The 13,262-nt window shown below is 66.1% G+C and carries 13 protein-coding genes; 11 read left to right on the top strand and 2 right to left on the bottom strand.

Annotated features, from left to right (window positions below):
• Positions 1-12: 12 nt before the first annotated feature.
• Both flgA and MJ606_RS01600 read right to left on the bottom strand, forming a co-directional pair.
• Positions 13-705: a flagellar basal body P-ring formation chaperone FlgA gene (gene flgA, locus MJ606_RS01605; protein ID WP_243047666.1), complete on the bottom strand. Its 693-nt coding sequence runs from the start codon at positions 703-705 to the stop codon at positions 13-15.
• Positions 702-2,009: a methyl-accepting chemotaxis protein gene (locus MJ606_RS01600; RefSeq protein WP_243047665.1), complete on the bottom strand. Its 1,308-nt coding sequence runs from the start codon at positions 2,007-2,009 to the stop codon at positions 702-704. The genes flgA and MJ606_RS01600 overlap by 4 nt, the downstream gene beginning before the upstream one ends.
• 169 nt (positions 2,010-2,178) lie before the next feature.
• Between MJ606_RS01600 and MJ606_RS01595 the strand changes: the two genes are divergently transcribed.
• The 11 genes from MJ606_RS01595 to flgK all read left to right on the top strand — a co-directional run bounded on the left by MJ606_RS01595 (position 2,179) and on the right by flgK (position 13,256).
• Positions 2,179-3,111 carry a chemotaxis protein gene (locus MJ606_RS01595; protein ID WP_243047664.1) on the top strand — a complete coding sequence of 311 codons (933 nt, stop codon included), beginning with the start codon at positions 2,179-2,181 and terminating at the stop codon, positions 3,109-3,111.
• Between the two features lie 1,019 nt (positions 3,112-4,130).
• Positions 4,131-4,532, top strand: a complete 402-nt coding sequence (flgB, locus tag MJ606_RS01590; protein WP_243047663.1) for a flagellar basal body rod protein FlgB — start codon at positions 4,131-4,133, stop codon at positions 4,530-4,532.
• The gene (gene flgC, locus MJ606_RS01585) at positions 4,532-4,960 is read left to right on the top strand and encodes a flagellar basal body rod protein FlgC (protein WP_243047662.1); all 429 of its coding nucleotides are present in this window, start codon (positions 4,532-4,534) and stop codon (positions 4,958-4,960) included. Before flgB ends, flgC begins: the two co-directional genes overlap by 1 nt.
• Positions 4,961-4,977: 17 nt before the next feature.
• Entirely contained in the window at positions 4,978-5,673 is a 696-nt protein-coding gene (locus MJ606_RS18365; protein WP_243047661.1) for a flagellar hook capping FlgD N-terminal domain-containing protein, read from the top strand.
• 35 nt (positions 5,674-5,708) lie between these two features.
• Positions 5,709-6,926 (top strand): flagellar hook protein FlgE, encoded by a 1,218-nt coding sequence (flgE, locus tag MJ606_RS01575; RefSeq protein ID WP_243047660.1) that lies wholly within the window; start codon positions 5,709-5,711, stop codon positions 6,924-6,926.
• A 9-nt stretch (positions 6,927-6,935) separates the two neighbouring features.
• Positions 6,936-7,676, top strand: a complete 741-nt coding sequence (flgF, locus tag MJ606_RS01570) for a flagellar basal-body rod protein FlgF (protein WP_243047659.1) — start codon at positions 6,936-6,938, stop codon at positions 7,674-7,676.
• Between the two features lie 27 nt (positions 7,677-7,703).
• Positions 7,704-8,489 (top strand): flagellar basal-body rod protein FlgG, encoded by a 786-nt coding sequence (gene flgG / locus MJ606_RS01565; RefSeq protein ID WP_243047658.1) that lies wholly within the window; start codon positions 7,704-7,706, stop codon positions 8,487-8,489.
• 8 nt (positions 8,490-8,497) lie between these two features.
• On the top strand, positions 8,498-9,181 hold the full coding sequence (gene flgH / locus MJ606_RS01560; RefSeq protein WP_243047657.1) for a flagellar basal body L-ring protein FlgH: 684 nt from the start codon (positions 8,498-8,500) through the stop codon (positions 9,179-9,181).
• Positions 9,182-9,339: 158 nt separating this feature from the next.
• Positions 9,340-10,416, top strand: coding sequence for a flagellar basal body P-ring protein FlgI (locus MJ606_RS01555; protein ID WP_243047656.1), 1,077 nt, complete (start codon positions 9,340-9,342; stop codon positions 10,414-10,416).
• 20 nt (positions 10,417-10,436) lie between these two features.
• Positions 10,437-11,360, top strand: a complete 924-nt coding sequence (gene flgJ / locus MJ606_RS01550; RefSeq protein WP_243047655.1) for a flagellar assembly peptidoglycan hydrolase FlgJ — start codon at positions 10,437-10,439, stop codon at positions 11,358-11,360.
• An 18-nt stretch (positions 11,361-11,378) separates the two neighbouring features.
• On the top strand, positions 11,379-13,256 hold the full coding sequence (flgK, locus tag MJ606_RS01545) for a flagellar hook-associated protein FlgK (protein WP_243047654.1): 1,878 nt from the start codon (positions 11,379-11,381) through the stop codon (positions 13,254-13,256).
• The last annotated feature ends 6 nt before the right edge of the window (positions 13,257-13,262 follow it).

Raw genomic sequence — 13,262 nt, 5'->3', positions numbered from 1 at the left:
TAGGGTAGATGGTCATGGCAATGCCTGCACCTCGCCGGGGGCGGTGACCATGGCGTCGACCACCTTGCCCGAGCTGCCGTTGCGCACGCGCAGGCGCGAACCGCTGTCACCGCTGCCCAGCGCGATGCCGCTGGCGCGCACTTCGATGCCGTCCAGGCGCGACACGAGCTGTACCTGGTCGCCCGCGCGTACCGCGCTGCGCCCACCCAGGGCACCCGGGGTGAGCACGCTGCCTACGGCCAGGGCGCGCGACAGCGAGCGGCCTTCGACCTCGCCCATGTCGCTTACATAGCCATAGCCCAGGCGGGTGATGTCGCGTTCCTCGCTGTGCACGTCGTCGGGGTGGATGCCGTCGCCGCGCTGCAGGGGGCGCGAGACCACGAACACCTGGCGATAGACCTGCAGCGCCACCGGCACGCGCACCATCCAGCCGTTGGGCTGGGGGCAATGCACCTGCACGGTCATGCGCGGGGTCAGGCGGGTGCCTTCGATCAGGCTGGCGTTCAAGGCCGCGCCACAGGGGGGGAGCGTGAGGCGTGGGTCCAGCGCGCCGGCCTGGGCCACCACGCGGCTGCCCGGGGTGGCGTATTGATCGTGCAGCCAACGTTCGGCCGTGGCGCGCGCAGCCTGCGCCGGCTCGTCCGCGGCAAACGCGGGCAAGGCCGAGGCGCACAGCAGCAGCGCGACCAACGGGCGTGGCGTCATAGGTCGGCCAGCAACGCGTTCAGTTGAGCCAGCAGCGCCTCGCGCTCGGTCTCCAGCTGTTGCACCAGCTGGCCGGCCTGGTCGAGCTGGCCGTCGCACAGCAGAGTGGCGAAGCTGCTGCCGTGTTCGCGCAGGCGCGCGCCGGCGGCGGTGAGCGCGCTGGCGGCAGGGTGGCCATCGCGGCCGGCGGTCAGGCGATGCAGCGTGCGGTTCAATGCCTGGGTGTCGAACCAGCGACGGTCGAGCGCCGCCGGTTCCTGCAAGGCCAGTTCCATCGCCTGGCGCAGGCCCTGGGCTGCTTCGCGCACGGTCAGGCTAAGGCTGGCCGGATCGGTGCCGCTTTCGGTTTCCAGCCAGTCCAGCGCAAGACGATGGGCCAGCAGGGCGGCGCGGCTCAGCGCCTCGGCCTGTCGGCTGGCCTCGGCGGCGCGTCGATGCCACGCGCCCAGCGCAGCCTGCGCGGCTACCGCGCGGGCGTGCTGGGCGTCCTGGTTCTTGTGCATGGCGGTGATGCGTTCACCGACCTGGCGCAGCGCTTCACCGCTGTCCTGCAGCGAGGCCTCGGTCTGGGTCACGCCGCCCTGCGCGCGCTCCAGGCGCTGCAGGCCTTGCTGTACGTCGCCGTCCAACTGCAACGAGAACTCGCCGATGGAGCCGGTGACCAGTTCGATCTCGCCGGTGGCCTGGGAGGTCTTCTCGGCCAGTTGCTTCACTTCGTCGGCCACCACGGCAAAGCCGCGGCCGGCCTCGCCCGCACGCGCCGCCTCGATGGCGGCGTTCAAGGCCACCAGGTTGGTCTGGTGGGCGATTTCCTGCACCACCCCGGTGAGCTTGCGGATCTGCGCCACCTGTTCGGCGAGCTTGCTCTGGTTGCGGTTCATCGCCGACAGGGCCGTGCGCAGCAGGCGCAGCTGGCCATTGAGCTCGCTGACGTGGCGCTCGCTGGCTTCGCCGGTCTGCCGCGCATAGTCCAGCCCGGTGCTGACCTGCTGCAGCGACGTCGAGATCCCGGCACTGCCGTCCGTCAAACGGCCGACGCCGTCACGGCTCTCCTGCGCGGATTGGTGCATCGCCGCCTGCTCGCGCGCCAATTGCTGCGAGGAGGCCAGGACCAGGCCTTGCTGCTCCAGCGTCTGCAGCGCCACCGCCGCCGGCGGCCGCGAGCTGGAGACGGCGGCCAGTAGGGGTGCCAGTGCCCGTGCCGCACGGGGATGGCGGGCAGATAGCTGCGCCACCCGTGCCTGGTCGCCCGCGGCGGCGGCGCGCGCAAGCTCGGCGAGATGCTGGCTCCAGATCAGACTCATGGGTGAATCATTCCTTCCTGCAGGGTTCGTCCCCGCATCGGCGGGGAACACGGAAACTTGAGAAGCAAGCGACGTGCCACGGCTGTGACCGGGGCAGGCTCAAGCGCGCCGGCGCGGTGCCGATACGCCAGCGGTAACCTGCGGCACGGCCGCCTGGCGAGGAGCACGCATGAGCGGCACGTGGATGGACAAGGTGGAGCAGCAGACCCGGCTGGCGGGGCACAACCGCGTGGCCATGCTGCTGTTCCGGATGGGCGATGAGCAGCAGTTCGGCATCAATGTGTTCAAGGTACGCGAAGTGATGCGCCGACCGCCGATGGAGCGCATGCCCGACGCCCACTCGCTGGTGGCCGGCAGCTGCGACTACCGCGGCCAGACCATTCCGGTGATCGACCTGGCGGTGGCGCTGGGCTACCCGTCGTTGCGCGACGATCCGTCGGCGCACCTGATGGTCACCGAGTTCAGCCGGTCCGTGCAGGGTTTCCTGGTGGCCGACCCGCAACGCCTGGTCCACTGCGAAGGCGAATCGCTGTCGGCGCCGTCCCCGGCCCTGGGCTTTGGCACGCGCGTCAATGCGGTGACCCGCGTGGACGGCGCGCTGGTGGCGGTGGTGGACGTGGAGCACGTGCTGGCCAGCCTCAATGCCACGCGCACCGAGCTGTCCGCGCCGATGCAGCGCATGGCGCGCGTGCACGACCTGCAGCCGCGCCGGGTGATGGTGGTGGACGATTCGCTGGTGGCGCGCAACCAGCTGGTGGGCCTGTTCCGCCAGATGGACGTGGAATGCGTAGTGGCCCAGGACGGCCGCGAGGCACTGGCGCGCCTGGAGGAACTGGCGAAGGCGCCGGAAGGCGAGGGCGTGACCCTGGTGGTGTCCGACATCGAGATGCCGGGCATGGATGGGTACGCGTTGACCCGGGCGATTCGCGAGACGCCTTCGCTACGGCCGTTGAAGGTGGTGCTGCATAGTTCGATCAGCGGCATCTTCAATGAGGCGATGGTGCGCGAGGTGAGCGCGGATCGTTTCGTGGCGAAGTTTCAGCCGGATCTGCTGGCGCAGACGGTGTTGGAGTTGATGCCGGAGCATTTTGAGCGGTTCTGATCTTTTTGCTTTTTTCCCCTGTGGGATGCGCTCAAGCTCGTCATTCCCGCGAAAGCGGGGGGGGGCTGGGACTTTCGCTTTTGTTGGCGTGGTCGCCAGGGTGCCGCCTACGCGGCGGGCGTTTCGACCTCCTGCCGGAGGCCGAGTCACTTCTCTTTGCTGGCCCAAAGAGAAGTAACCCAGAGAAATGGCCTGAAAGGCCAAGGCTCGTAGCGTTGCGTGGCATACCAGCCGGAACGGTCTTTGGGGCCTCGTTGCGGGACGCCTTCGCCGCTACACAGCGGCGATGCCGTAGCGCCACGCAACGCGCCATAGCGAAGAGGGCTTAAAGCCGGTGTGGCGGCGTTGATGGGTTGCTATAGCTCCCGAAGGTGGCGGTATCTATGGTTATAACCGCCACCGAGGCTAGATGGTCCCCTCACCCCAACCCTCTCCCCGGAGGGGAGAGGGAGCCAAGACGCGAAGCGCGCCGCTTTAAGTCCTCAGCGCGGTGGCGCGTTGCGCAGCGTTATGGCCTAGCCGCTGTGTAGCGGCGGAGGTTGTCCCGCAGCGAAGTACCTCAAGCGCTCGGGCTTTTCCCAACGTAATGCTGCCAGCTCTTCCGGCCATTTTCTTTGGGTTACTTTTCTTTGACTCCGGGCATCCTGCCCTTCGCCCTTCGGGCCGGCTTCGCCGTTCGCATGCGCTCCTGCGCATGCGTGGGCCAGCAAAAGAAAAGTGACTCGAGCGTCGGCAGACGATCGAAACGCCCGCTGCGTAAGCGGCACCCTGGCAACCACGCCCAAGAAGAAGCGAAAGTCACTGGGTCCCTGCTTCCGCAGGGATGACGACCAAAGAGGCGTCCATTTTCCGGCGACAAGAAGCCGCTACGAAGCGCGTCAGATTTCTGACATCGGTGCGCCAGGCACCCCCGGCAAAACCCTCGCAGCCCAATAACGGCGCGCCCTGCGCCCCCTTCAAAAACCCATGGCACGCAACTTGCTGAAAGCCTCCTGCGGCGATCACCGCAGGAGTGAGCCATGACTTCGATAAACGACAACCTGTTCGGCTTGCACACCCAGGCGCTCGACCTTTGGCAGCGCCGTAGTGAAGTGCTGGCCAGTAACTTGGCCAATGCCGACACGCCGGGCTATCTCGCCCGCGACATCGATTTCAAGAAGGCGCTGTCCAGCGCCAGCGGGCAGAGCGATAGCCTGCCGCTCAGCATTACCCAGCCGGGGCAGATCGACCCGAAGGCGCAGGCCACCGATCAGCTTGCCTATCGCGTGCCCAGCCAGCCGACGATGGATGGCAACACCGTCGACACGCAGGCCGAGCAGGCCAGCTTTGCCGCCAATGGCGTGCATTACCAGGCCAGCCTGTCGTTCATCACGGCGCAGATCCACATGCTGCGCACCGCCATCACCGGAGGCCAGAGCTGATGTCGATGTTCAAGATTTTCGATGTGGCCGGTTCGGGCATGGCGGCGCAGTCGCTGCGCCTCAATACCGTGGCCAGCAACCTGGCCAATGCCGACAGTGTGTCGAGTACGCCCGAAGGGGCATATCGCGCCAAGGAGCCGTTGTTCGCCGCCGTGCAGCGTTCGCTGGGCAGCGCCAAAAGCGCCGACAGCGACAGCGCCGTGGGCGTGCAGGTGAAGGGCGTGACCGAAAGCCAGGCCGATGTGCAGAGCCGCTACGAGCCGGGCAATCCGATGGCCGATGGCGATGGCTATGTATACGGCAGCAACGTCAACCCCATCGATGAGCTGGTCAACATGATTTCCGCTTCGCGCTCGTACCAGAACAACGTCGAGACGATGAATACCACCAAGCAGCTGATGCTCAAGACCCTCGACCTCGGCAAGTGAGCCGGGAGGAGCCATTCGTGACCACGATTCCCAGTACCAACAGCGCGACCAGCAGCACCAGTTCGAGCAGCGCCAGTTCCAGTTCCGGCAGCTCGAGCGTGAGTTCGGCCCTGTCGAGCACGATGACGCAGGCGGATTTCCTGAAGCTGATGACGGCGCAGCTGCAGGCGCAGGACCCCACTAACCCGGTGGACAACTCGCAGTTCGTGTCGCAGATGGCGCAGTTCAGCACGCTGTCGGCGACGCAGCAGCTCGATACCGATCTGAACACGTTCAGCAGCAGTGTGACGTCTGGCATGCAGACCTCGCAGGTGCTCAGCTCGTCGAACCTGGTCAATCGCTCGGTGATGGTGCCTTCCAGCACCGCCACCTTCGACGGCAGTGACAGCGTGGCCGGTGCGGTCAATGTGCCGACGGCCGGCAGTGTCAGCGTGCAGGTGCTCGATGGCAGCGGCAACGTGGTGCGCACCATCCCGATGGGAAGCCAGAGCGCGGGCCTGCAGCAGTTCAGCTGGGATGGCAAGGACGACAACGGCAACACCGTCACCGCCGGTACCTACACGCTCGCGGCCACCAGCGGCAGCACGTCGCTGGACACCTATGTGGCCGGCAAGGTCACCGGCGTGGGTTATGGCGGTAGCACGCTGGGTACTTACCTGCAGGTGTCCGGCGTGGGCGGTGTCCCGCTCAGCCAGGTCGCCCAGATTCTCTGACGCTCCACGCACACACTCATCACGAGGAACCCATCATGGCTCTGAATACGGCGCTCAGCGGCATCAACGCGGCCCAGTCCGATCTCAACGTCATCGCCAATAACATCGCCAATGCCGACACCACCGGCTTCAAGGGTTCGCGCGCGGAGTTCGCGGACATCTATGCCGTCTCCGGCCTGAATCTGAGCGCCACCACCGTGGGCAGCGGCGCATATCTGCAGAACGTGGCGCAGCAGTTCACCCAGGGCGACATCCAGACCACCGGCAACAGCCTGGACCTGGCGATCAGCGGCAATGGCTTCTTTGCCATCAACAATGGCAGCGGCGTCACCTATACGCGCGCAGGCGATTTCCAGCAGAACTCGAACGGCTACGTGACCACGCCCGATGGTTCGAAGCTGCAGATCTATCCGCCCAATGGCGCCGGTGGCTTCGACACCAGCACGCTGACCAACTTCAGCTGGATCACCGCGCAGAGCAACGCCACGGCCACCTCGACGGTCACCATGACCTCGAATCTGCCGGCCAGCGCCACGGTGCCGACCAATACGTTCAGCACCAGCGATTCCACCAGCTACAACGCCGCCACGCCGGTGACGGTGTACGACTCGCAGGGCGGTTCGCATCAGGGCACCGTCTATTACGTCAAGACCGGCACCAATACCTGGAACGCCAACCTGTACGTGGATGGCCAGAGCGCCGGCACGCAGCAGATGGCATTCAACACCAGTGGCGCGCTGACGACGCCGTCCAATGGCGTGCTGAACTTCAATCCGGTCACGCTGGGCAACGGTTCGTCCCCGCTGGCGCTGTCCTTGAACGTGACCAACACGACGCAGTACGGCACCGCCTATTCCCCCGGCACGATCGTGCAGAACGGTTTCCCGGCGGGCACCTTGTCGAGCCTGGCCATCGATGGCAACGGCGTCATCACCGCCAATTACTCCAACAACCAGAGTGCGCAGATCGGCCAGGTGGCCATCGCCAACTTCGCCAATGTGCAGGGCCTGAACCAGCTCGGCACCGCCAGCTGGGCGGCCAGCACCAACTCCGGCCCGGCGGTGATGGGCACGGCGGGCGTGGGCCAGTTCGGCAACATCCAGTCGGGCGCATTGGAAAGTTCCAACACGTCGGATACCACGTCGCAGCTGGTGGACATGATCCAGGCGCAGCGTGACTACCAGGCCAATGCGCAGGTGCTGTCCACCGACAACACGCTGGCGACGACGTTGTTCAACGCGGTTGGTCACTGATAGATCGCCATGGACCGTTCCGTCTATGTAGCAATGACCGGGGCGACGCAGATCATGCGCGCCCAGGATGCGGTGAGCCACAACCTGGCCAACGCTTCCACGGCGGGCTTCAAGAGCGAGCTTTCCGCTTTCCAGAGCGTACCGGTGCTGGGCGATGGCACGCCATCGCGCATCAACGCCGTGACGCAGGGCATCGGGCAGAGCGCCGCGCAGGGCTCGTCGATCACCACGGGCCGCTCGCTCGACATATCGGTGCGCGGCCCGGGCTGGATCGCGGTGCAATCGCAGGACGGTACGGTGGGTTACACGCGCGCCGGCGACCTGCAGCTGACCGCGGACGGGCAACTCACCGACGCGCGCGGCAATGCGGTGATGGGCAGTTCGGGGCCCATCACCATCACGCCCAGCACGGATATCAGCATCGGTACGGACGGCACCATCTCCACGGTGCCGCTGGGGCAGGGGCCCAATTCGGTCTCCACCATCGACAAGATCCAGCTGGTCAATCCCGACGCGAGCCAGCTGGTGCAGGGCGCGGACGGCCTCATGCATATGGCCGACGGCAGCACCGCGGCTGCCGACGATACCGTGACGCTGGCCTCGGGCGTGCTCGAAGGCAGCAACGTCAATCCTTCCGCCGAGCTGGTGAAGATGATCGCGTTGTCGCGCCAGTACGACATGCAGGTGAAGTCCATCAAGACCTCCGAGGACAACGCCGATTCCGCCATCAAACTGCTGCAGTCCAGCTAAGCCAGCAGACCTCTCATGGAGTGACCGATGTTTTCTTCCTTGTGGATCGCCAAGACCGGCCTCGATGCGCAGCAGACGCGCATGGATGTGATTTCCAACAACCTGGCCAACGCCAACACGACCGCGTTCAAGAGCTCGATCGCGTCGTTCCAGGACATGATGTACCAGAACAAGGGCCAACCGGGCGGCCAGACTACCGAGCAGACGCTGTCGCCGTCGGGCCTGATGCTGGGCACCGGCGTGCGCGTGGTGGGCAACGAGAAGCTGTTCACCGAAGGCAGCATCACGCAGACCGGCAACTCGCTCGACGTGGCGATCCAGGGCCGCGGTTTCCTGCAGGTGAGCATGCCGGACGGCAGCGTGGCGTACACGCGCGACGGTTCGCTGCATACCGATGCCAACGGCCAGATCGTCACCGCCGACGGCTACCCGCTGGACCCGGCCATCACCGTGCCGCCCAGTGTGCAGAGCCTGACCATCGGCAGCGATGGCACGGTGTCGGCAACCACCACGGCCTCGGCCAACCCGACCACGCTGGGTACGCTGCAGCTGGCCGACTTCATCAACCCGCCCGGCCTGCAGCCGGTGGGCCAGAACCTTTATGTGGAGACGGCCTCCAGCGGCGCGCCGCAGACCGGGCAGCCGTCGCTCAACGGCATGGGTTCGCTGATGCAGGGCTCGCTGGAGTCCTCCAACGTCAACGTGGTGGCCGAGATGGTCAACATGATCGAGACGCAGCGCACCTACGAAATGAATTCCAAGGCGATCAGCAGCACCGACCAGATGCTGCAGGACCTGACCGACAAGATGTGAGCACGCCCATGTCGTTCCTACGCTTGCTTTCCCGAATCCCCGTGTCGCTCGCGTTCGCCGCGCTGGCGGGCTGCATGTCGCAGCCCGCGCACGACGAACAGCAATGGGCGGCCACCATGCCGGTGGAGCCCACCGCGGCGCCGCCGACCGATGGCTCCATCTACCACGCCGACCAGGGCATCGAACTGTTCAACGATGCGCGCGCGCATCGCGTGGGCGACATCCTCACCATCACGCTGGTGGAGAGCACGCAGGCCTCGAAGACGGCGAGCACCAGCACGAGCAAGAAGGACGCCAGCACGGTCTCGGCGCCGAGCATCCTGGGGCATACGTTGAAGGTGGCGGGGCAGACCGCCGATACCAACCTCAACGCCAACCGTGCCTTTGATGGCAGCGGCGACAGCAGCCAGAGCAACCAGTTGAACGGCTCGATCACGGTGACCGTGGCGCAGCGCCTTTCCAACGGCAACCTGCAGGTGCGTGGCGAGAAGATGCTCACCATCAACCAGGGGCAGGAGCTGATCCGCATTTCCGGCATCGTGCGTCCCCAGGACATCCTGCAGGACAACAGCGTGCCGTCCACGCGCGTGGCCGACGCGCAGATTGGCTACACCGGCAAGGGCTCGCTGGCCGATGCGAATACGCAGGGTTGGCTGTCGCGTTTCTTCAGCTCCAAGTGGATGCCTTACTGATGAACGGGCTCATCGCACGTTTGATGTCATGCGCTGGGGTGGAGCTACCCCCTTCCAGCCTCCCCCTGCCAGCGGAGGGAGGGGCCGAGCCCCGCACTGCTCCCTCCCCTGCAGGCAGGCGAGGGAGGGGTTGGGCTGTTGCTTCCGCACTATTCGCTTTGTTCGCCATCACCCATCCGGCCCACGCCGACAAGATCCGCGACCTGGCCCAGGTGGCCGGCGTGCGCAGCAACCAGCTGATCGGCTACGGCCTGGTGGTAGGCCTGGATGGCAGCGGCGACCAGACCACGCAGACGCCGTTCACCACGCAGAGCCTGGAAAACATGCTGGTGCAGTTCGGCATCACCGTGCCGGCCAGCGCGCGCCCGCAGTTGAAGAATGCCGCGGCGGTGACGGTGACGGCGCAGTTGCCGCCGTTCGCCAAGCCGGGCCAGGTCATCGACATCACGGTGGCGTCGATCGGCAATGCCAAGAGCATCCGTGGCGGCGAATTGCTGATGACGCCTTTGCGCGGTGCGGACGGCAACGTCTACGCCATGGCGCAGGGCAGTGTGGTGGTGGGCGGTGTCAGCGCGCAGGGCAAGAGCGGTTCCAGCGTGCAGGTGAATATCTCGGCCAGCGGCCGCGTGCCCAATGGCGCGACGGTGGAGCGCAGCGTCGCCTCGTCGTTCGGCGCCAACGGTGGCGACCTGGTGCTCAACCTCAATACGCCCGATTTCACCACCGCCGCGCACATCGCCGAGGCGGTCAACCGTACTTATGGTGCCGGCACCGCCAGTGCGATCGATGGCGGTTCGGTAAGCGTGCGCGGTCCGGTCGATCCGAGCCAGCGCGTGGCGTGGCTGGGTGCGATCCAGGGCATCGAGGTGACGCCCGGTGATGCGCCGGCCCGCGTAGTGGTCAACTCGCGCACCGGTACCGTGGTGATCGGTTCCGAGGTTCGCGTGACCCCGGCGGCGGTGGCGCACGGTTCCATCCAGGTCACCATCAGCGAGCAGCCGCAGGTGAGCCAGCCGGGGCCGTTCAGCAAGGGTGGCCAGACCGTGGTGGTGCCCAACAGCGACGTGCAGGTCAGCGAAGACGGCGGCCACATGTTCAAGTTTGGCCCGGGCACCAATCTGGACACCATCGTGCGCGCGGTGAACCAGGTGGGCGCCTCGCCAAGCGATCTCATCTCGATCCTGCAGGCCCTGAAGCAGGCCGGTGCCCTGCATGCGGAACTGGTGGTGATCTGATGGCGATGCCTGGCGATGCCATGAAGAGCGTGAGCACCTGGACCGATCTGTCCGGGTTCGCCGCGCTGCGGCAGAGCGCACAGAGCGACGCCAAGTCCGCGCTGCCGGTGGTGGCCAAGCAGTTCGAATCGATCTTTACCCAGATGATGCTCAAGTCGATGCGCGATGCCAGCGAGGGCGACGGGCTGTTCGACAGCCAGGGCGGCGACGCCTGGCGCGACATGTTCGACCAGCAGCTCTCCATCGAACTGTCGCAGCATGGCAATGGCCTGGGCATCGCGCAGATGCTGACGCGCCAGCTCGGCGGCTCGGCGGATGGCAACGGCGTGGACAAGGGCACGCTGGCCTCGGTGGATGACGACTGGCGCCAGCGCCTGCGTTCGGTGGCGGGGGCCGCGCGCGCGGTGGGCAGCGAGGCGATGAAATGGCTGCCGCAGGACGCGCAGGATTTCGTGCGCCAGCTGGCGCCCCATGCGCAGAAGGCGGCCGAGAAGCTGGGCGTGTCGGTGCGCGCGGTATTGGCCCAGGCGGCGCTGGAAACCCAGTGGGGCCAGCACATGCCTGCCCGCGCCAACGGCAACAGCAGCAACAACCTGTTCGGCATGAAGGCCGGCAGCAGTTGGGGCGGCGAGAGCGTGAGCGTGCCTACGGTGGAATTCGAGGATGGCGTGGCGGTGCGCAAGCGCGCCCAGTTCCGGGCCTACAGCAATCCGGCGGAGTCTTTCGCCGACTACGCGCAGCTCATCGCGGAGAACCCGCGTTATGCCGGCGCCCTCAATCACGGCGAGGACGTGCTTGGTTTCGCGCGCGGGCTGGTGAACGGCGGCTACGCCACCGACCCGGCCTATGCGCAGAAACTTGCCGCCATCGCCAACAGTCCCGCGATGCGTGATGCGCTCGCGGCGCTCAAGAAAGTCGCCAACACGCCGAATCCCTCCGAGTGATGTGTCCAGGAATGACTCATGTCTAACCTTCTCAGTATTGGCGTGTCGGGGCTGAATGCCGCTCAGGTGGCGCTCAACACCGTCGGCAACAACATCAGCAATGCCAGTACGCCCGGCTACAGCCGGCAGACGGTGGTGCAGAGCGAGAACATCTCGTCCTCCAACGGGCTGTACACCATCGGCAGCGGCGTCAATGTGACGGCGGTGCAGCGCGCCTACAGCGCCTTCCTCACCAGTGCGGTGTGGAGCAGCAATTCCAGCATGCAGGGCGCGACCACCACCAATGACCTCGCCACCACGCTGAACAGCGCGCTGAGCGCCAGCGGCAATCTGCAGAATGCGCTGGACAGCTTCTACGGCTCCTTCAGCACGCTGGCCAACACGCCGGGCGTGACATCCAGCCGCCAGGCGGCGCTGGGCAGCGCCAGCTCGCTGGCCACGGTATTCAATACCCTGGGGCAGCAGCTGAGCCTGCAGCAAAGCCAGATCAACGGCCAGATCAGCACGACAGTCAACAGCATCAACAGCACGGCCAGCAGCATCGCGGCGCTCAATACCCAGATCAGCCAGGCCGGCAGCACCGCCCCGAATGACCTGCTCGACCAGCGCGATGCGCTGGTGCAGACCCTTTCGGGCTATCTGGGCGTATCCACCTCGACCCAGCCCGATGGCAGCATCAGCGTGTACGCCGCCAACGGACAGGCGCTGGTCAATGGCGGCAACTCGTATGCGCTCTCCTCCGGCAACAACGCCTACGACCCCACCCGTACCGATGTGTTCGACAGTACCGGCACCGACGTCAGCAGCAAGTTGAGCGGCGGCAGCCTTGGCGCGCTGCTCAATTACCGCAGCAGCGTGCTGGACAACGTGCAGAACCAGCTGGGCAACGCCGCGGTCGCCTTGTCGAGCAGCGTGAACGCCCAGCAGGCCAAGGGCCTGAATCTCAGTGGCGCGCAAGGCGGCGCCATGTTCAGCGTACCGTCGCCGGTGGTGCTGCCCAGCAGCGCCAACCAGGGCAGCGCCAGCGTGTCGGCCAGCATCAGCGATGTGTCGCAGCTGGGCACGTCCAACTATGTGCTGAGCTACAACGGCAGCGCCTGGCAGATGCAGACCACCAGCGGGCAGAGCGTGGCGCTTACCAGCAATCCCGATGGCACGCTGTCGGCGGGCGGGTTGACCTTCAGCGTGTCCGGCTCGGCGAAGGCGGGCGACAGTTTCGAGATCCAGCCGACCGCGCAGGCCGCCACCGGGCTCAGCGTGGTGATGACCGATCCCAATGGCATTGCCGCGGCGGCTGCGCTGGTGGCCACTCCCACCAGCGGCAACACCGGCACCGGCAGCATCGGCTCGGTGACCGTGCAGAACGCGTCCAACCCCGCGCTGCTGAGCTCTGCCACGCTGAGCTTTCCTTCGGCCAACAGCTATCAGGTCACCGACAGCTCCGGCAATGTGCTGGCCAGCGGCAGCTATGCCCCCGGGCAGACCATCAGCGCGAATGGCTGGAGCGTCACGCCCTCGGGCACGCCGGCGGCCAAGGACAGCTTCAGCATCGGCGCCAACAGCAATGGCCTCAACGACACCAGCAACGCGCTGGCCATGGCGGGGCTGGCCGATGTCGGCGTGCTCAATGGTGGCAGCAGCTCGGTGGTTGCCGCGTATGGCCAGCTGACCACGCAGATCGGCACCGTGGGTAGCCAGGCGCAGACCAACCTGACCACGCAGACGAGCCTGTACAACCAGGCGGTGTCTTCGCAGCAGAGCGTCTCCGGCGTGAACCTCGATCAGGAAGCGGCCAGCCTGGTGCAGTACCAGCAGGCCTACCAGGCGTCGGCGCAGGTCATCTCCGCATCTCAAACCATTTTCGCCAGCCTGATTACCGCGCTGCAGACCACCTAGGAATAA

Origin of the sequence: Dyella sp. RRB7 (assembly GCF_022761115.1) — a bacterium.
GTDB lineage: Bacteria > Pseudomonadota > Gammaproteobacteria > Xanthomonadales > Rhodanobacteraceae > Dyella.
Note: the sequence above shows the minus strand (reverse complement) of the source record. Positions and strands in the feature narration are given on the sequence as shown.